17 protein-coding genes and 4 pseudogenes are annotated in these 18,566 nt (G+C 55.1%); 18 read left to right on the forward strand and 3 right to left on the reverse strand.

The window, feature by feature from the left end; translation table 11 throughout:
• Window positions 1-101 precede the first annotated feature (101 nt).
• The 3 pseudogenes from ACFQT0_RS30890 to ACFQT0_RS30900 form a co-directional block, all read right to left on the reverse strand.
• Window positions 102-326: pseudogene (locus ACFQT0_RS30890) on the reverse strand (hypothetical protein); the annotation flags it as partial.
• Window positions 327-361: 35 nt separating this feature from the next.
• Window positions 362-436 (reverse strand): annotated as a pseudogene (locus ACFQT0_RS30895) (hypothetical protein); the annotation flags it as partial.
• Between the two features lie 28 nt (window positions 437-464).
• Window positions 465-890 (reverse strand): annotated as a pseudogene (locus ACFQT0_RS30900) (RCC1 domain-containing protein); the annotation flags it as partial.
• Window positions 891-1,526: 636 nt separating this feature from the next.
• On the opposite strand from ACFQT0_RS30900, the gene ACFQT0_RS30905 reads away from it, so the two are divergent.
• From ACFQT0_RS30905 to ACFQT0_RS30990, 18 genes and pseudogenes are all read left to right on the forward strand, one after another.
• Window positions 1,527-2,117: a recombinase family protein gene (locus tag ACFQT0_RS30905; protein ID WP_380207372.1), complete on the forward strand. Its 591-nt coding sequence runs from the start codon at window positions 1,527-1,529 to the stop codon at window positions 2,115-2,117.
• A gap of 269 nt (window positions 2,118-2,386) precedes the next feature.
• Window positions 2,387-3,502, forward strand: a complete 1,116-nt coding sequence (locus ACFQT0_RS30910; RefSeq protein ID WP_380207374.1) for a PDDEXK nuclease domain-containing protein — start codon at window positions 2,387-2,389, stop codon at window positions 3,500-3,502.
• A 501-nt stretch (window positions 3,503-4,003) separates the two neighbouring features.
• Window positions 4,004-4,570: a hypothetical protein gene (locus ACFQT0_RS30915; RefSeq protein ID WP_380207376.1), complete on the forward strand. Its 567-nt coding sequence runs from the start codon at window positions 4,004-4,006 to the stop codon at window positions 4,568-4,570.
• Window positions 4,567-4,722: a hypothetical protein gene (locus ACFQT0_RS30920; protein WP_380207378.1), complete on the forward strand. Its 156-nt coding sequence runs from the start codon at window positions 4,567-4,569 to the stop codon at window positions 4,720-4,722. The genes ACFQT0_RS30915 and ACFQT0_RS30920 overlap by 4 nt, the downstream gene beginning before the upstream one ends.
• 59 nt (window positions 4,723-4,781) lie before the next feature.
• Complete coding sequence (locus ACFQT0_RS30925) at window positions 4,782-5,768, forward strand: hypothetical protein (protein ID WP_380207379.1); 987 nt, start codon at window positions 4,782-4,784, stop codon at window positions 5,766-5,768.
• Window positions 5,765-6,028 carry a hypothetical protein gene (locus tag ACFQT0_RS30930; RefSeq protein WP_380207381.1) on the forward strand — a complete coding sequence of 88 codons (264 nt, stop codon included), beginning with the start codon at window positions 5,765-5,767 and terminating at the stop codon, window positions 6,026-6,028. Before ACFQT0_RS30925 ends, ACFQT0_RS30930 begins: the two co-directional genes overlap by 4 nt.
• Complete coding sequence (locus ACFQT0_RS30935; protein ID WP_380207383.1) at window positions 5,997-6,698, forward strand: hypothetical protein; 702 nt, start codon at window positions 5,997-5,999, stop codon at window positions 6,696-6,698. The genes ACFQT0_RS30930 and ACFQT0_RS30935 overlap by 32 nt, the downstream gene beginning before the upstream one ends.
• 72 nt (window positions 6,699-6,770) lie before the next feature.
• Entirely contained in the window at window positions 6,771-8,501 is a 1,731-nt protein-coding gene (locus tag ACFQT0_RS30940) for a hypothetical protein (protein WP_380207385.1), read from the forward strand.
• A gap of 1,433 nt (window positions 8,502-9,934) precedes the next feature.
• On the forward strand, window positions 9,935-10,249 hold the full coding sequence (locus ACFQT0_RS30945; protein WP_380207387.1) for a glycosyltransferase family 2 protein: 315 nt from the start codon (window positions 9,935-9,937) through the stop codon (window positions 10,247-10,249).
• Window positions 10,250-10,299: 50 nt separating this feature from the next.
• A complete protein-coding gene (locus ACFQT0_RS30950) occupies window positions 10,300-10,989 on the forward strand; it encodes a hypothetical protein (protein WP_380207388.1) in 690 nt (229 codons plus the stop codon).
• 60 nt (window positions 10,990-11,049) lie between these two features.
• Entirely contained in the window at window positions 11,050-11,907 is an 858-nt protein-coding gene (locus ACFQT0_RS30955; RefSeq protein WP_380207390.1) for an ABC transporter permease, read from the forward strand.
• A 5-nt stretch (window positions 11,908-11,912) separates the two neighbouring features.
• Complete coding sequence (locus tag ACFQT0_RS30960; RefSeq protein WP_380207392.1) at window positions 11,913-12,671, forward strand: ABC transporter ATP-binding protein; 759 nt, start codon at window positions 11,913-11,915, stop codon at window positions 12,669-12,671.
• A complete protein-coding gene (locus ACFQT0_RS30965) occupies window positions 12,668-13,099 on the forward strand; it encodes a hypothetical protein (protein ID WP_380207394.1) in 432 nt (143 codons plus the stop codon). The genes ACFQT0_RS30960 and ACFQT0_RS30965 overlap by 4 nt, the downstream gene beginning before the upstream one ends.
• Before the next feature lie 86 nt (window positions 13,100-13,185).
• Window positions 13,186-14,451, forward strand: coding sequence for a glycosyltransferase family 2 protein (locus ACFQT0_RS30970; protein WP_380207396.1), 1,266 nt, complete (start codon window positions 13,186-13,188; stop codon window positions 14,449-14,451).
• 2 nt (window positions 14,452-14,453) lie between these two features.
• Window positions 14,454-15,241: pseudogene (locus ACFQT0_RS30975) on the forward strand (glycosyltransferase family 2 protein).
• A gap of 86 nt (window positions 15,242-15,327) precedes the next feature.
• Window positions 15,328-16,086: a class I SAM-dependent methyltransferase gene (locus ACFQT0_RS30980; RefSeq protein ID WP_380207398.1), complete on the forward strand. Its 759-nt coding sequence runs from the start codon at window positions 15,328-15,330 to the stop codon at window positions 16,084-16,086.
• A 52-nt stretch (window positions 16,087-16,138) separates the two neighbouring features.
• Window positions 16,139-16,795: a polysaccharide deacetylase family protein gene (locus tag ACFQT0_RS30985; protein WP_380207400.1), complete on the forward strand. Its 657-nt coding sequence runs from the start codon at window positions 16,139-16,141 to the stop codon at window positions 16,793-16,795.
• A 29-nt stretch (window positions 16,796-16,824) separates the two neighbouring features.
• Window positions 16,825-17,091 carry a polysaccharide deacetylase family protein gene (locus ACFQT0_RS30990; protein ID WP_380207401.1) on the forward strand — a complete coding sequence of 89 codons (267 nt, stop codon included), beginning with the start codon at window positions 16,825-16,827 and terminating at the stop codon, window positions 17,089-17,091.
• Window positions 17,092-18,566 lie beyond the last annotated feature (1,475 nt).

Genomic DNA, 18,566 nt, shown 5'->3' on the forward strand with positions numbered 1-18,566 from the left:
AGCACTAGCACTTTGCCAGGTGGTGGCCGTGCCGATTTGCACGGGGGCGTTGCGCTGGGTGGTCGTGCCGTCGCCCAACCGGCCTTGGCCGTTGGCCCCCAGGCCCAGAGCGTGCCGTCGGTGCGCACGGCCAGGCTGTGGGAGTCTCCCGCCTCCACGCTGGCCCACGTGGTGGCCGTGCCAATTTGCACCGGGGCGTTGCGCTGGGTGGTGGTGCCGTCGCCGAGTTGGTTGTTGCCGTTGGCCCCCAGGCCCAGAGCGTGCCGTCGGTGCGCACGGCCAAGCTGAACTCGTTGAAGGCGGTGCTGGCGCTGACGCTTCGCCACGTGGTGAGCGTGCCGATTCGCACGGGGGCCAAGCGCGTGGTGGTCGTGCCGTCGCCCACCTGGCCGAACTGGTTGTTGCCCCAGGCCCAGAGCGTGCCGTCGGTGCGCACCGCCAGGCTGTGAAAAACCAGCGGATACGCTCTGCCAATTCGTGTCCGTGCCGACTTGCACCGGGGTCAGGGATGTGGTGGTCGTGCCGTCACCGAGCTGGCCGTAGGTGTTATTGCCCCAGGCCCAGAGCGTGCCGTCGGTGCGCACGGCCAGGCTGTAGCCGCCGCCCGCGCTGGCGCTTTGCCAGGTGGTGGCCGTGCCAATTTGCACGGGCGTTTGGCGCTGGGTCGTGGTGCCGTCGCCGAGTTGGCCGCCGCCGTTGCCGCCCCAGGCCCAGAGCGTGCCGTCCGGACGCACGGCCAGGCTGTGGTTGCTGCCGGCCGAGCTGCTGCCCCCGTACGCGGGGCTCCAAGCCCCGGCCAGCAGCGCGAGCAGCCCGAGCACGAAGCCGGTGCGGAAACGGAGAAGGAAGCCGAAACGGGGCAGCGCGGAGGCAGGGGACAGAGGAGCCATAAGAAAATGAGAATATTCTATATTATGCAATTAGTCCCAATATATGCATAATTAATGCAATTGCAAGCCCGTTATGGGGTATATGCGGAGCAAAAGTAGGCGGGTCTGACCCGGCCCGGTGACTCAGCCAAGTAGGATATTTACCGGGCGAAGTAAGGTAACTACGCCAGTACCCTAGTCGTTTTCCAGGACTCCCTGCCGCGGCCGAACCGGAACGGACTGGGTGCTGGCCGCGCGGCGGGGGCGCTGAACGGGGCCCGCCCCGCTGGGTAGGGCCGGGCCCCGTCCCGCCAAAGTACCACGCCGGCTGAAGCAACAGGACCGGGCTGAAATCTACCACGATTCCAAGAGCGGGGATATAAGCTACATTATGTAAAGAGACAATTCCGGGATGAGCAAATCACTTTCTCAAGCTGGCTAGGCCCCGAGAGATCTTTTTACTGCAACCAATCTTATGTAAAAGGAATCTCCGCATATGGCAAGACCGCTACGCATTTGAAATACATAGGGACTGATACTTTCCCGTACCAGTCGCTACTCCATCGGGAGGACTGGCAGCATTGCGCCTATAACGTTTATTAAACGTGCGTTTAATAAACGTTATAAACGCTACTTTTGTACCAACCCCCGCCTTTTATGCTGCCCGTGAGCCCCTGCTATGTGCCCTACTACCGCGTGAGCACCGCCCGCCAGGGCCAGTCCGGCTTGGGCTCGAAGCCCAGCAAGCCGCGGTGCGCGCCTTCGTCGCGGACCCGGCCCAGCCTGCTGACCGAGTACATCGAAATCGAGAGCGGCAAGAAGAACCAGCGGCCCCAACTGCTGGGCGCCATCGCCGAGGCCCGGCGGGTCGGGGCCACGCTGCTCATTGCGAAACTCGATCGGCTGTCGAGGAATGCGGGGTTCATTTTCGCCCTGCGCGATTCCGGGGTAGCGTTTGTCTGCTGCGACATGCCCGACGCCAATACCTTAACGGTGGGCCTCTTTGCCGTCATCGCCCAGCACGAGCGGGAGACGATTTCGAAACGGACTAAAGAGGCGCTGAAAGCGAAGAAGGCTCGCGGAGCCGTACTCGGTACGCCGGCCAACCTAACGCCCGCAGCCATCGTGAAGAGCCGGCACCTTCGGCAGGAAAATGCGCGCACGAATCAACAGAACCAGCAGGCCACCCGGCTCGGGGGCTGCTGCACGCGCAGGGGCACACCTTGCAACAGATTGCCCAGGAGTTAAACCAGGGGGCTACCGCACGCGAAGGGGAAGTTGTTCCTGCCCATGTCCGTGCAGCGGCTGCTCACCCGGGCCATCGCGCCACCGCCATTAGGGACGTTTGGCCAACCTATGTAAAGGAAAGGGGCCTTTCCTTTACATAGGCCGCGCCTCTTTGTTAAGAAACAGAACATTTTTTGACAAGGCGAAGGCGATTCTCTTCCTCCCGCTGCCGCGTTTCCTCTAGGCCGACTGCTTGGGCGCACCCCTGGGCCCGGCGTACCTTCGCACCCATGGCAGAAACCACGCTTTCGACGCTGGCCGAACAGATTGGGCAGCTGCACGCCCAAGCGCAACGGGCGGCGGCGCAACAAATCAACTATTGGCTGACGGTGCGCAACTGGTTGATCGGCTGGCACATTGCCGAGTACGAGCAGGGCGGCAGCGACCGGGCCGAATACGGCGAGCGCGTGCTGCCGGAGTTGGCCCGGCAGCTGCGCGGCGTCAAGGGCCTCGCCGTCCAACGCCTCTATGACTGCCGAGCGTTTTACCGGGCGTATCCGACCATTCTCCAGACAGTGTCTGGAGAATTGCACCGGGCGGGTTTGTTGAGCACGGTCGGCCTTCCCGCGCCGGTGGCCTCCGAGCAGCTGGTCGGGACGGACGCACGGCCGGGCATTGCTCCCGATCTGCTCTTGACGCGGCTGAGCTTCTCGCATTTTCTGGAACTGCTGGCCCTGGACCGGCCGGTGCAGCGGGCGTTTTACGAGGTGCACGCCGTGAAGAACAGCTGGTCGGTAAGGGAGTTGAAGCGGGCTATTGATTCGGCACTCTACGAGCGCACGGGGCTCTCGGCCGACAAGGCCGCGGTGCTGGCCGGTCATGCCGGCGCCCAGCCACTGGCGGTTGCCGATGTAATGAAAAACCCCTACGTGCTGGAATTTCTGGGGCTGGACGAGCGGGCCCGCTACAGCGAGAGCGACTTGGAGGCCGCGATTATTGCCCACTTGCAGACGTTTCTGGTGGAGTTGGGGCGGGGGTTCTGCTTTGAGGCCCGGCAAAAGCGCATCACCTTCGACAACGAGCACTACTTCATTGACCTGGTGTTTTACCACCGCATCCTGAAATGCCACGTGCTGGTGGACCTGAAGCTTGGGGCGTTCAGCCACGCCGACGCGGGGCAGATGAACGTGTACCTGAATTACTACCGGGAGCAGGAGATGACCGAAGGCGACAACCCGCCGGTGGGGCTCATTCTGTGCGCACAGCAGAACGACACGCTCGTGCGCTACGCGACCGCTGGGCTCTCCGAGCAGCTCTTCGTTAGCAAGTACCAAGTGAACCTGCCATCGGAAGCGGAACTGCAGCAGTTGGTGCGCGAAGAGCAAGAGCGCCTGGGCAACCGCTAGATCGCCCGGGCGAAAAGCGGCAAACAAGGGCCCCTTCGTCGGCATATTTGACGAGCCTCTGCTGCCATTCATCTCTACTTTCTACCCGGTTGTAACGGATTGCAGGGGCTCGTTTACAATATGTAAAATCACTATTCCTGCCTATCAGCAGTCCAAGGAGCAATAGCGCTTTCCAACCGCCCGATTACATAATATTAGCTTCTATAAGATGCGTTGCAGAAGGACGGGTGTAAAATGGTTATAGCCCTTCTGCATAACAGACCTGTCTTTGCACGAGCGACTATGCGTTGCCGAATTTAGTTACGTGCCTTAGTCACTGCGAAGCTGGCGAAATGCATCAGAATAAAACCACGCTACTTTGCGGATTGAAATAGGGCAGCGGTGAAAACAGCAGTTTGCTCAAGGCCTGTCCCATCGCATTACCATGAAAATAGCCCCACACAGAGAACGGTTGCGTGTTCTGCTTATCCTCTATTTTTTTCTGAGGCTTATGCAGAACCGTTGGAGCCAACACTGGCCAGAGTATTCTATTCCGAAGTAAAAATCCAAAAAATAGACTTCCTGCTGCGCTACCCTAGTTACTTGTGCTTCGAACTGCTACGCTTGCACCAGGAAACCGGAGTACCCAGTGGCGCTGATGTGCAACTGATTGTCAGCAATATTTTTGCTAAGGGGGAACCGGAACTGCGCACCGACGAAATGAAGCGGTTCTTTTTCGGAGCCTATCAGGACCTGGACGACATCATCGGCTTTCTGAAATCAGTGGGGCTGGTCGAGTTTAGGAAGCAGACCAGCATGGGGCTTAAGGACATCCGCAAAGCGTACTTCCTCACGCAAGACGGAATTCAGCGTATTGAGCGTGGCCTAGCCAATGTGCCCTCGGCGTCCTGGTATTTTGACCGTTGCCAGCTCATCAAACGCTACTTTGCCGATGCCTCGGGCACCCAGCTGAAAAATCGGCAGTACGCGATTGAAGAGTATCGGGAAACGCCACTCGGCGATTACATCCAAGACATCGAGGCAATGGTTCGCACCGAATACTTCACTTTGTTTAATACCCAGCTATGAGCGCCGCCACCGAACTAGAGAAACTCAGCAAGCTGGTGGCCAAACGCACGGGCGGCACCATAGCGCTGCCCCAGATTCAGGAGCTGCTAACGCTCGACGAAGACGCCTACCAGCGCGACAGCCCCGGTCGGTCGGCAAAACGCTTCGGGTGAGATCAGTAGCTTTTTCCGGAGTCAAGAACACGGGTGAAGTAATCGAGTACGCCCGCACGATGGCCGACGGCGTCAACCTGTGGGTGGCTGACAATTTAAAAGGTAAGACCAGCATTTTTAAGGTGTTGAAGCTGGCGCTCTCTGGCAACGACGACCTGGACGAAGAGATTATGAGCTGGTTGAGGGAAGTCTGGGTCGAATTTGAAATCGGCAGCAATTCCTATTCAGTGAACATGACCAAGGGCGAGAATGACCGCAGCCCTATCTACCGGTTTTACAACGCCAATCGGGAGGCTTTGAAAGCCTTCAGCGCAGAGCAGGTAGAGGCTGCGCAGAGTTTCAAAGGGGTGCTGACGAACTACGCGGATTTTATTGAAAACCTCTTTTTCCGCGAGTTTGACTACTACCGGTTGCAACGAACCCAACGGGCCCCTCAAAAAGATAACCCTAACTTGCTGACCGTCCCGGCAAGCTGGAAAACCTATTTCAAGGCCATTTTTCTCGAAGCCAACGACAACTCATTCTTCTATGGCAATCAGTCGGAGTTGGTCTTTCAGATGCTGTTGGGATTGGAACTGACGTATCCCATCAATCGATTGAAAGTAAAGGCCGACAATCTGAAAAATGACATTGGCCTGCATAAAATACAAGCACCACTACAAGCAGCGGCTGACCCTGCTCACTTGGCGGAGCTGCAAGCTGAATTGCAGGAGATTCACCGCAGGGGTTTGGTGCTTACCGAAGCCCTTACCGTTACTTCCCCGCCCGCACAGGCCAGCACCCTACGCCAGATAGAAATAGCGCGTAATCGTTACAATACTCTGTCGCAATTGCAGAATACGCTGAACGCCGAGATTATCAGCGGTAACAACGAGCATAACGAGTTGGAGAGGCATGCCACTCGCGCCTACCGTAGCATGAATGAAAGCACGGTGGAGATGAACAAGCGAAACCGCCGCCTCAACGACCTGACCGAATACGAGCAGTTCGGCGAATTCTTCAACAGCTTGAGGTCAAAACCTGCCCTAGCTGCAGCCACGACGTGACCACCGCGCGGGTAGTGCAGGAAAAGAAAACCGGCAGCTGCCGGCTGTGCACGGACCACCAGGTGCCGGCCCAGGCTATCGAGCCGGAAGCCTTTGCTGAGCAGATAGCCCAACTGCAAACGGAGGCGCAAGGCTTCAAGGTTGACGAGTACAACTTTAAAGTCAAACTGGCCGGCCTGCGCCACCAGCAGTCTCTGCTAACAAAGCAGTTGGACGAAAAAAGAGCGCTTGGCCGGCCTTTCGCTGCAATCCGTAATTGACGAGATAGAGCAACTGGAAAAGGCCGCCAGCGCACCGCCGCCCGTGGTGGTCGATGTGTTGGCCACGGTAACCGAGATGACAGCGCTCAATGTGCGTAAAGCGGCGATTGAAGCCGAGGTGAAGGCCCTGACTACTCCAGGCGGCGGCACCGATACCCAGTTGGCGGAGATGGGGCTAAAGGTAAATTTGCTGGAAATTGCGCGGACGGAGCTGCTGATGATGCAGGCCGAACGTAGCAGGACCGTGCTACACCAGCTAGAAGGGCTTTACCTCAAACACTTGCAAGCTTTTGGTTTGCTGCACTATAAAAAGGTGGGCATCGATGGAGATTTTCGCATTCACTTCACCAAACACGAGCGGAACTTCAAATTTGACAAGCTTTCGCCTGGAGAGAAGCTGCGGGTTAAGTTGGGGCTCTACATCGCCTTGATAGACATGGACGTGCAGTTTCAAAACGGCCGGCACCCGCGGTTCATTATGCTTGATTCACCAGCTGGCGAAGAGGCCGATCAGGATTATTTGGATGGGCTAAAGGATACGCTGGCCTACATTGAATCGGCTCTTGGTAGCGAGCTACAGGTTTTCGTAGGTACAGCGCAGCGAGAACTGCAGACTGCCGTAGCCCCGGAAAAAGCAGACGTGCGCGCCCGAGGCGAGTTCTTTTTCTAATGCCCTTACCTGCTTCGCTCGACTACGCCCAATTCAGCACCCAGCCCCTGGATTATCGGATTGAATGGTTCGATGAGCCTGGCCTGGGACAGCATTGCCGTGCCCACCGAGCAGCGCGCCATCAAGCGGTTTTTGAGCGCCGTGTTTGAGCAGGACCCCAACCAGCATGTGCGCAAGAAAGCGTTGGAATGGATTGGCGAGTTGGCTTTGGCTGATGTGTTACGAGTCGATTTTGCCCGAGATTTTCTGCTCGATGTGGCTGCGACCGAAGAGCGCTACATCAGCATCTGCAAGCTCAAGTACCTGTTTCTGCTGTGCGGGGATGACACCGATGTGTATCTGGCGTTCACGAGTGCGCTCGGCAATACGGACGATGAAATTGCTTCGGAGGCCTACTTCCGGCAAGGGCTGGTACACCTGCTTTACCGCACCGGCCAGGCTACCGAACAACAATTCTTTGAAGAAATAGTCCAGGCAAACCAGTGTTTTCGGCAGGCCCGGATGCTTGCTGAAAATCGGGTCGATGCTGAGTTTTTCGGTCTGGTTGCCGACTGCCTGATTGCCCTGCTTGGGCAGCGGCCCGAACAATACGAGCCGTTACTGTTGGCTCTTAACACTCTGCTCTGGCAGCGGCAGCTATGGAGTTGGCAACAGCCCACTCACTTGCTGGAGTGGCATATTTTGCATGGCCTCGGTAACCTGCGGCTAATCGGCGAGCGAACGGCGGCCGAGTCGTCGTGGACCGACTATCACCAAGAGTTTGCTAAGCTCAGCAAACTATGTAATGATATTGCCCTGCTAGATTCCCTCAGCAGCTCCTTGCAACACTCCTACCAGGAGTTCGCCGACGGGGTTGCCAGCCGGCTGGTTCGCCACTACTACGTTCAGAATCTATCCGCTTGCCGGTTAAAAATCAGTGCAGTGATAGCCGAGATAGGAGAGCACAATGCTGAGCTGACGCTCTTTCTGCAGCAGGTAGAGAATACGCTTGAAAAAAGCGTAGTAGATACTACCGACCTGACAGCCCAATTAATCCGCGCCTTTCCCCAAATTGAGCTCGCTCGGATAATGCGCGACGTAGCAGCTCTGAGCGCGGCTGGACCGGCTGACGCTCAGTTACTAGCAGACCTTGCCTTTCGCTACCTGCCCGAAACGCAACAAGGGAGCTTCGTTGATTACGAAACGGGGTTTGAGGTGGGTGACGAGGTATTGGCTGATATCGCGCGGGAAATACAGAACGCCTTGATTACGCTCAGGCCTCGGCAGCAGAGCACATTTTTCCGCGTCCTTGCGGACGTTATTTCCTATGCTTACCGGTCAATAAGGCAACCTAAGCGGTTTTTTCCGCACCTGTACGACCCTGGCGAAGACAAGGAGGAAACGTTCCAAAACCACCTGTTCACTGCCCTGACATCCGGTAGCCGGGCCGAATATTATAGTTACGAACCGGCCGATAAAATCGGGAGTGGCCGAATGGATATCGTGTATTCAGAAAACAACTTGGTCTTCCCGATAGAAATCAAAAAGGACGACAGCAAACCTGATTGGTCGGTGATAGAGGCAAACTATCTGGCGCAGGCTCAAACCTACGTGCATGCCTACCACCGACTAGGCTTGCTGGTTGTTTTTGATATCAGCCCCAAAAGGGGTGGGGCTCCGGTCAATAACTTTCGGGAGTTATTCAAGCTGATGCACTTGGCTCCCTATTACAACCTTGGCAACACCCGGCCAGATTATGTGGTGGCTTGCATAATCCCAGGCAACAAGGTGTCGCCAAGTGCATATACCACTTACAGTTCCTAAGTAGCTCATTGAGCGGAGCGGAGCCAAAGTGTGATGTTTGAATAGCAGGAATTGACCTTGTTGAAGAATTCATTCGAAAAACCACCAGTTTTCGAACGCGCCTCTCCCCGACCCCACTGGTGCATAGAAAGTCAATTGTAGGGGCCTTCCCAGGCAAGGTTTTTCGAACGTCCCCAGCGCGGTGCTCACCATCGGGATTGCCCCCATTCTCTAAACGCGAAACGTGGCTGGCAATCACCGCGTGCGGCGGCGCATTCGGCGATTGCCGGCCGTGGAGCACCTTTTTTGCCACGCCTGCCCTTTGCCAGGACCCATCTCCGCCACCCATCGGCAGACTCTACTCGGCAACGCATTGACATTGAGCCGAAAATAGCCCTTGCACTTTGTCAAATGCGACTTATTATCAACACCTTATCTTCATGAATTATCCCGGCGAACCAATTCGACGTTCATAACACCCTGGTGATTAGTCAAATTCTGTGCGAATCGCGGGCCATAACCCGCGCTGCGAGGCCGCTAGGAGCGGCTCGCACGCGGCATTCGTCGGCAACGACACACCGTTCGTGGTCCGTCCAATCGTCTAACCAGACAACTGCCGGGGCTGGGCACGAGGCGGTGGAGGGCTGTGCCCGCCGGTACCGGAACTCGGGACCGGCCCGCGAACACGGGCGTCCGCCGCGGCAAAATCGCTTCGTATACGGTGCTAGCAATCCCGAAAACGAGCAGATAACGGCCGAGGCAAGTACCGGTTTCGGCTTGCATTCAAACAGATAGGGACAAGCTCACTGGATCGCCTAGTCGGTCCACGCGGGCTGAGCGCTTATCAGGCCCGCGCAGCCGAATTGGGCTATTCGCGGGCACCGGTCACGGCGGCCGCGAATAGCCCAATTCGGCTGTTTTACAAGCAGTTACTGAAAGTGATGCGTCAACGAACGGCTCGTTGCGCACCAGCCGAAGCGCGCCGGCATCGGCCCGTATGACCAGAGCCAATGTGGAGAGAATAATTTCTGCCATCCTTTGATAATCAAGCTATTTCAGCGGTTCGCGGCGTTGCTCACGGCACCACTTGTGGCCTCTACCGGTGTCGTAAGCGGCTCGTGCCAATAGATGCTGACTTATATATACCGCCACCAAACATGGCATGCGAAGAATAGTCGATCGGACCCAGTCTATTATGAGGTTCTTTATACGCGACCCTATGTCATTTCTAAGGTGGACTTATTCGCCAGTTAGCCCCCTTAGTAATAGACTGTTTAAAGTTTGATTTAACAACAGGAAAATTATAATCTGAGTCGCAAGCTGTTTCTTGCTTCAACATTCCTTAGGTTGCACTAAATTTATGTCTTGATAGAATCATAAATTTTCCCGTATTGAGCTTAAGATGTCCATTTATCCCACTGGCAGAAACGGTACAACCTGACGCTGGTACCCTTATGAAGCTAACCCGAACAGATGAGATTTCTCCTGCAGCAATGGAAGTCATGGGTGAGCGAACCCCAACCTCACCACCTGTAATTGCCCCTCTTGCCGGCCATATTCGACGCCCCTTGTGGTCCGTCATGCTGCCTACGTACAATTGCCTAATCTATCTGCAACAAGCATTAGAAAGCGTGCTTGCCCAGGGCATAGGTCCTGACAACATGCAAATCGTGGTGGTGGACGATTGCAGTACGGACGGCGACGTTTTGGCATTAGTGCAGAAAATAAGTAATAACCGTGTAGAATATTTCCGGCAAGAAAAAATGTAGGCAGTTTGCGCAACTTCGAGACGTGCATTAATCTGGCAATTGGAAAGTGGGTGCACATTCTGCACGGAGATGATTGGGTTGCGCCCGGTTTCTATATGGAAATTGAAATGCTTTTTTGCAAGCATCCTGAAGCGGGCGCTGCTTTTACCAATAACTTCAACTTTCTGCAAGAGGAGGAGGAAATAAGGGCAAGATCTCCACTTGCAAATCAGGCCGGTGTGCTGCAAGATGCATTGTTAATGATAGCAGAGCGGCAGGAAATCTCCACTCCTTCGGTCGTCGTTAAACGAATTGTTTATGAGCAACTTGGTGGTTTTTTTGCTGTTCATTACGGAGAAGACTGGGAAATGTGGGCGCGAATCGCGGCGCATTTCCCAATTGCCTACTCTCCCAGGTGCCTGGCGTATTACCGGTATCTGAACCGTACCAGTATCAGTTACAGCTCCATTAAAAACGGACAGAACATAACTGATATAATGCAAATCATCGATATCATGCAACAATACTTACCCGTTGAGCAGCGGGAGAGGCTAAAGATGATGGCGCAGCGTAATTATTCCCGGTATTGTGCTTCTCTGGCCCACACCATCTATGAGCAGGAGGCCGACTACGATGCCGCTTTTGTACAGACGAGCGGCGCTTTACATATGAGCAAGGATCTGAAAGTGCTTTATTTGGTTCTAAAACTGTACGTGAAGCATATAATTGGTTACAAACAGCTTAAGAAGTTGTGGCAATAATCGATTTTTTTTCAGGGTCGAATAAAAGCAGGAAGGGTTACAACACGCAATAGTTTACGCATGGCAACGGGCAAGAACGCCGTTTGGGATTGGGAAATAAAGGCCAGGACCAGCTGGTGGGGCTCAAGTCCAGCGGAGCTCTGGTCCTATCGTCACTTGCTGGTCGGGTTGATTCGACGGGACTTTTTACTCGGCTATCAGCAAACCATTTTGGGGCCCTTTTGGGTACTGCTACAGCCCGTAATGACAATGGTTACCTATGTGCTGGTATTTGGAAAAATAGTGGGGGTATCCACCGGCCAGGTTCCGCCGGTGCTGTTCTATTTGGCAGGTATTGTGTTGTGGAATCTATTTAATGACAGTTTCATGGGCACTTCCGGTACTTTTCGGGACAATGCCCACCTTTTTAGCAAAGTCTATTTTCCCCGTCTGGTCCTGCCATTTGCCCAATTCAGCACTTATCTGATAAGCTATGGCATTCAATTCCTATTTTTATTGCTGGTCTTGGGCTACTACTCTCTTTTCAACTCTTGGCACGCGAGTCCTCTCGGCTGGATGCTATTAGTTCCCTTCGTTACTGCGCTCGTTGGAGCCCAGAGTTTGGCGTGGGGATTGCTGTTTTCGGTGTTCACCGGCAAGTATCGTGATCTTAAATTTGTGGTGGGCCTTGGCGTACGGCTGCTCATGTTTCTGACGCCCGTTATTTATCCGGTGCAGTATGTAGCGGAAAAATGGCGCTGGGTAGTAGAACTCAACCCCCTCACGCCGCTCTTCGAGTTGTTCCGCTGGTGTCTTTTCGGCCAAGGTTCGGTAACGGCCGGCCAAATCGCCTATAGTACCGGCTTCACCTTGGTTCTGTTCACGGCCGCGCTGCTGACGTTTAACAAGCAGGGCGACAAGCTAGTGGACGTCGTCTAAGCCTCATGTCAGAAGTCGCTATTCAGGTTGATCAATTGTCCAAGTTGTACCGGCTCGGCGCCACCGGAACCGGCTCGTTGCGCCAGGACGTGCAGCGCTGGTGGACCACCGCCATTCGGCAGAAACAGGACCCCTTCTTTTTGCCAGAGCCCACCACGGCACCCCAGCAATCGCTCTGGGCCCTGAAGGACGTCAGCTTCGAGGTAAAGCAGGGGGAGGTCTGGGGCATCGTCGGCAATAACGGCGCCGGAAAGTCCACCCTGCTTAAAATCATTTCCCGCATTGTCCGCCCCACAAGAGGGACGGTGCGGGGGCGCGGCCGAATCAGCAGTCTGCTGGAAGTAGGCACCGGGTTTCAAGCCGAACTGAGCGGCCGGGAAAATATCTTCCTGAGCGGGTACATTCTGGGCATGAGCAAAGCCGAGGTCCGTGCGAAATTCGACGAAATTGTTGCGTTCTCGGGGATTGAAAAGTTCTTGGACACCCCCGTAAAGCGCTATTCCTCGGGCATGTATGTGCGGCTCGCGTTTGCGGTGGCGGCTCACCTAGAGCCCGATATCCTGATTTTGGATGAGGTGCTGGCGGTCGGCGATGCGGAATTTCAAAAAAATGCTTGGGCAAAATGCGCGAAGTTTCGCGGAGTACCGGCCGCACCATCCTCTTCGTCAGCCACAGCATGCAAGCCGTCACCAACCTTTGCGAAAAATGCCTGTGGCTTCAGCAGGGCCAAGTCAAGGCCCTCGGCGACGTTTCCACCGTTGTGAACCGCTATGTGGCCGATGCGCAACACCTGCAACTCAAGCAAACGTGGGCCCATCCGGCCGAAGCGCCCGGTAACGACCTCATCCGGTTCAAACACGTTGAATTAGTCCCCCAGCTGCTCCCTGATGCCCCCGTCGATATTCGTACTCCCCTCACCGTGAAGTTTCAATTCTGGAATTTCACCAACGACATTTTAATCAGCACCAATCTGGTGCTGTTCTCTTATAGCGGAGAGTGCATTTTCGATATCCCCTCGGCCGCAACGCAGTGCAACAAGGGCATCGTATCCGGCGAATGCACCATCCCCGGCAACTTTCTCAACGACGGATCCTACTACATCTCCTTGTACGTGGTGAGGGATACTACCACGCCGCTCTTCGACTACGAGGGGTGTTTGTCTTTCGATTTAGAGGACTACCGGGGGAAATAAAATGGTACGGCAAATGGTGGGGGCCGTGCGCCCGCATTTCCCTTTCTCTCTCACCCAAATGGAAATGCCGCTTTCGTAAGAACCCCATGTCTTTTCAGCCTGCGTATCACATCACCCATGTTTACCTGGATCGGCAATCCGATTGGCTACCGCCTGCGCGCGTCCGCCAAGGCAATTACGTGGTGTTTTGGTGGAAGGCAATTGCCCTGGGGCATTTGTTTATCAAGCCCAACCAGGCCCTGCTTGCCGAAGCGTATCATACGGCGCTAGCGGCGGCGATTTCACCCGCAATTGAGCATTATGCGGGCCTCCAACAGGCCAGCGGGACGCCGTGGCAGGCATGGCTTCCCGAACAGGATTACGAGCGCTGGGGTGCGTGGATGGAGGTCCTTCTTTCGTCTTGGCTCCCGGTGGCGATTCCCCCACAGGTACCGGTCTCGGTCATTATTTGTACCCGCAACCGGGCGGCCCAATTGTGGCGGTGCTTACAACAACTGCATGCATTGCCGTGCGCTCCCGCAGAGATAGTGGTGGTCGACAACGCTCCCACGGATGCCAGCACGTACGAAACGACCAAAGCGTTCAGCGGAGTGGCGTACGTAAGAGAACTCAGGGCGGGGTTGGACATCGCCCGCAACACCGGCATTGCCATGGCCCAACAGCCCGTGGTCCTTTTTGTGGACGATGACGTGATAGTGCATCCCTGGCTGCTTTATAGTGTCTGGGAAACCTTTCAGGAGCCTACCACGGCCGCCATAACGGGTCTGGTCATTGCCCTGGCGTTGCAAACGGAGGCGCAATTGATTTTTGAGCAATGCTGGAGCTTCAACCGAGGGTACGTTGACAAAGTGTATTCTCCTGGATTCCTACAAGCGACTCGCGGACAGGCACCCCCAGTATGGGAAATTGGGGCGGGGGCCAACATGGCGTTTCGCAAATCAGTCTTTGAGGAGGTGGGGTACTTCGATGAACTGCTGGATGCGGGAGCGGCCGGTTGCAGCGGCGACTCGGAGATGTGGCACCGCATCCTGGCCCACGGGCATTCAATTCGTTACGTTCCCCGGGCCGTGGTATTTCACGAACACCGTGAGAAAATGGCTGATTTAAAGCGCCAACTTTTCTACTATGTCCGGGGCCACGCAGTGGCGGCTTTAATTCAGCACGAACAGCAGCCGCAAGAGGGCTATGCCCGTCGCGTTTTTTGGACCATGCCCAAAATGTATGCTTACCTCCTGGTCAGGGGCTTCCCTTTCTTTCGCTTTCGCAGCCGGACGTTGTGGGCAGAGATGAAAGGGCTGGTCGCGGGCATGGTCTATTTCTATTCCCATCGGAAGGCCAAGACGCCACGCTAACCATGGAACTTGCCTCGAATGCAGCTTACCCGCTGGTGTCCATTATCATCCCCTGTTACAATTACGGGCATTTTTTGTCGGAAGCTATTGAAAGCGCACAGCAGCAATCATACCCAGCGAAAGAAATCCTGGTGGTCGACGATGGCTCGACGGACCACACCAAAGCCCTTGTCGCACGCTACCCGGAAGTGGTGTATGTCCATCAGGAAAATCAGGGCCTTTCGGCAGCCCGTAACACCGGCATCCAAAAAGCACGGGAGCCTACCTGGTGTTCCTAGATGCCGATGACTGGCTGTTTCCCGAGGCGCTGGCCATCAATGTCGCCTACTTACAGCAACATCCCCAAGCCGCATTTGTCGCGGGCGCCCATACCCGGGTTTATGCGGAGAGCCCAAAGACGGAAAAGAAAATTCCCATTATCGCAGGTAATCCCTATGAGACATTGCTGTCGAGTGGGAATTACATCAGCATGATTTCTGCTGTCCTATTTGCCCGGTGGGTGTTTTCTGAACTGCTTTTTGACACCTCCCTGGCAAACTGCGAGGATTATGACTTGTATTTAACTATCACCCGACAATACCCCATCGTCCAACACGAACACCAACTCGCCGCCTATCGTATCCACCCCGCTGCGATGTCCGCCGCCATTCCGCGCATGCTTTCGGGGGCATTAATCGTATTGCATCGACAAAAAAGAAGCTCAGAAGCCCGCGAGAACTCGCGTCATTTCGCCAGGGAGAAGACTTTTGGACACGGTATTATTGCGGGGAATTGTACACCGCCTTGGTAACTACTCCTGCTACCCTCTCCCGAAATGCTCTAGGCTGTTTATTCCAGCATGCTCCTGCTCTGGGACTTCGCTACCTTTTGAGATATATGAAAAACATGGCGAAGGCCGTACTTAAAACTCTTCTTCCGGCGGCTGCAAGACGATGGATCCGCAAAACAGGGCTTTTAGGCCAGCGACCGCTTGGCATTGGCCAGATTACGGCCGGCGACTTCAACCGCCTCACCCCGTTCAGCAGCGGGTTTGGGTACGACCGCGGCGGTCCCATAGACCGGTACTATATTGAAGGTTTCCTGCAAAGGGAAGCGGCTAGCATCCGGGGCCGGGTGCTTGAAATTGGCGACAATGCCTATACCCTGCAGTACGGCGCCGGGAAAGTGAGCAAAAGTGATGTGTTGCACATCGATGGCAGCAATGAAGCGGCAACATTTATAGGCGACTTAAGCGCCGCGCCCCACTTGCCTAGTGAGGCATTTGATTGCGTTATCTTGACGCAAACTCTGCATTTAATCTATGACTTTAAAGCGGCGCTTCGTACCTGCTACCGTATTCTAAAGCCGGGCGGCACGTTCTTGATGACGGTGCCTGGAATTACTCCGATCGACAAAGGGGAATGGAAAGAAACGTGGTACTGGTCTTTCACCGATAAGGCGTTGCATCGATTACTGGGCGAGGTCTTCCCCGGTGCCAGCCTCGAAATACACTCGTTTGGAAATGTATTCGTCGCGTCCGCATTTTTATACGGCATAGGGCTACCCGAAATCAGCCAGGAAAAACTGAGTTACGATGACCCCCAATTTCAAGTAATCAACTCTGTCAAAGCGGTAAAGCGCGCGCCCCTTGCTTAGCAAAGCAGCACGGTTTGTTCAACGTTATGCGGAGCCCAAGGCCCTCGTATTAATGTATCACCGGGTGGCCGAATTGAAAACGGACGCCTGGGATTTGGCCGTTTCGCCCGCAAACTTTGAGTGCCACCTGAAAATTCTAAGAAAAACTGGGCAGGTCATCCCCGTAGAAGAACTAGTAGAACGGCTCAAGACGGGCACGCTTAAGCGGCGGAGTGTGGTCATAAGCTTTGACGATGGCTATGCTGACAATTTTTCGGCGGCCCAACCATTGCTGGAAGACTTCAAATTACCCGCTGCCTTTTTTATTACCTCTGGCCTTGTCGCAGGAAGCAACGCCTTTTGGTGGGACGTCCTGGAGTATATATTCTTGGCTGCGGACCAGCTCCCGCCGCTTTTTTCTCGCCTTGTCGATGGAAAGCTCTTGGAATTCGATCTTAGCAGTGAGCAGCAATTGAGTGACGACTTAAGGCAAAAGCACCGGCAGTGGAAAGCCAGTGAGGTCCCCCCTACTAGACGAGCGGCTTTATACTACCGGCTTTGGCAGATTCTGAAGCCCTTGGCACACCCTGCGCAACAGCAAGAACTGCAATACATCAACGCATGGGCGGGGATTGCTTCTTCCTGTCCGGCTGAATACGCGCGTCTACCGCTGGAGGATCTCCGTCAGTTAAGGCTCCCCCTGGTTTGTCCATTGGTGCTCACACCATGACCCACCCAGCGCTGGCCCGACATTCCCTCATGTTTCAAGAGCATGAATTGCAGACGAACAAAGAAACGCTCACGCGAGCCGTGAATAGGCCAATAAAGCTATTGGCTTACCCTTACGGAGAGTACGGGGCTGAAACGCCGGTTCTCGCAGCCCGGTTAGCTTTTGATGCAGCATTCACTACCGAAGCACGAACCGTAACCCGTTGGTCTGATCCCTACCGGTTGGGTCGTTTCCACGTTAAAAATTGGAGTGGGGAAGAGTTTAGCAGGCACTTACAGCATTGGTTTCTGCAATAAGATAAAGGGGGTTGCTAATTCGGTGGCGTACGCTCGCTCTGGTGTGAGTGTCAGGGGTTGTAAAGACGTCTGAAATCTTTGACAATGGCCAAAGTGCTCCACAACCGTGCCTGACGCTGGTCACCCCAAAGCAATCACTCATCTCCACCGGCCATGAATAGGGTCCACAACCAACGAACGGATTAGAGGCATAATAACGCTTCGACCCTTGAAAGGAACGAGGCCCTTCCGAGCGCGGTTGGAATACCCCTCTTTAGCCCTTAGCGCCTTCACTAAACCTCCTTTAGTGGTGATGGATCCTGTGTACAGGCGAAGCTAGACTACCGCTGCAGCAGCCAAGCCCAGGCGCCCATCTACCACAAGCTGTTGTATCAGGAATAAAAGACCCTGTTTACTTCCCCAGTACCCAGGCAAGCGGCTCCGCAGACTGCTGCGGTCGCTCAGGCTCGGCGCGTCTCCACTTTTTTAGTTCCGGAAAAACACCTCCGGCGCCTTAATCACGGCTAGTTGACGGTTGACGTGCCGTTAAAAAATGCTAGTGCTCGGCTTCGAGCACCACAGCCGATACCTTATCATGTTGGCATCATGTTGACCCGGTAGTTTTGGTTCCTTCAGGGAAGCTTATTCAAGTTAGCTTACTAAAAAAAGATGTTTTTTTCGCAGCCCACCTGTACTCCTTTGCGGCCATGTCCCAAGTGCGTGCGGCTTCCTCGCCCGCCAAGGGCACGACGACCAAGTAAACGGGCATCCCATACCTCTTTCGGCCATGCTAATGCCTGGAAAATATTCTTACCGTGCTACTCAGGTGAATAACACCATCCGCATTCAGCGCTCCGTGCACATACTGGGGTTCACGTTTTGGCGAACGATTGAAGTTTATCCAGGGAAGAAGGTGGAGGATGCCGTAGAGAAATATTGTGGCAACGCATAAGGCGACCCTGACGCAAAGAGAAACCGTCAGAGGTCGACAAAACAACGATGTGGTGCATCGGAATACTCCGTCCATGGAGCCACGCCATTCCCGTTGCGTAACGGCAAACGCAGCGACACCTGCGCACCCGCGTTGAACTCGCCTGAGGAGCCGAAGGGGCCAGCACATTAGCCTGGCTCACTGCTCCGCGGCGTGAACTCGTGGCCGAAGCAAACTGCGACCCGCAACAACTCGCAAGGCTTTCGGTTCGGGCGATTCACTCCGTGGTCGGCCCTCTTTCCATCCCTTTCCAGTTCCATCATGTGCAGTTCCGGCAACCCTTTTCATTGGTTGCACCAACCTACGGGGGCCGGCGCTTACACAGCCACGCCGCCTCCGCTTGTGCGCGGCGCAGAAGAACGACGCCTTGTCGCGCTACTCCACCACGGGCGTGGCCGAGCAGTTGTTTGTGAGCAGATACAGGACGATCCTACCCTCGGAAGCAGAGCCACCGCAAATCGGCCGTAACGAGGAAGCCCGCCACTAACCGTTACCCCGCCGACCG

It is taken from the genome of Hymenobacter humi, from assembly GCF_042665855.1.
GTDB lineage: Bacteria > Bacteroidota > Bacteroidia > Cytophagales > Hymenobacteraceae > Hymenobacter > Hymenobacter humi.